The following is a 433-nucleotide window of genomic DNA, read 5'->3' as shown; positions in this document are numbered from 1 at the left end:
ATCAGGAAGTCGCCCAGTCCGCTCCCGCAGGCATGAGCGGCACCACCGGGCTGATGGCCGGTCTGCTGATCGGTAATCTGCTCAGCAATGGCTTCGGCAACAATCGCTATTACTCGCAACCTATCTACCAGACGCGCGATGACCGCGGCGGTTACTACAGCTCGTCCTTGCCAAGTCAGATTGATCGCGGCAAAACCTTTGGCCGTTCGACCCAGGCGCAATCCAGTCCGGATCGCAGCTATGGCAAGAGCACACTGGGGCGTAACCTGGGCAGTTCGGGCTCCGGCTCGTCCTCGGTGTCGTCGACTATCTCGCGCGGCGGCTTCGGCAGCCAGGCCTCGGCACGCAGTGGCTGGGGCGGCAAGAGCAGCGGTGGCAGCAGCAGTTTCGGAGGCTGACGGTCCGGGCCATGAAAAAGATCAGTATCGAGGAA

At 62.1% G+C, this 433-nt stretch carries 1 protein-coding gene; it reads left to right on the top strand.

The features are described 5' to 3' along the window. Positions 1–398 (top strand): DUF1190 domain-containing protein (locus tag ALO43_RS23470; RefSeq protein WP_157062360.1); only part of this gene is annotated, 398 nt, incomplete at its 5' end. Positions 399–433 lie beyond the last annotated feature (35 nt).

Source organism: Pseudomonas tremae (genome assembly GCF_001401155.1).
Lineage (GTDB): Bacteria > Pseudomonadota > Gammaproteobacteria > Pseudomonadales > Pseudomonadaceae > Aquipseudomonas > Aquipseudomonas tremae.
This window is presented reverse-complemented; position numbering and strand designations above follow the sequence as displayed.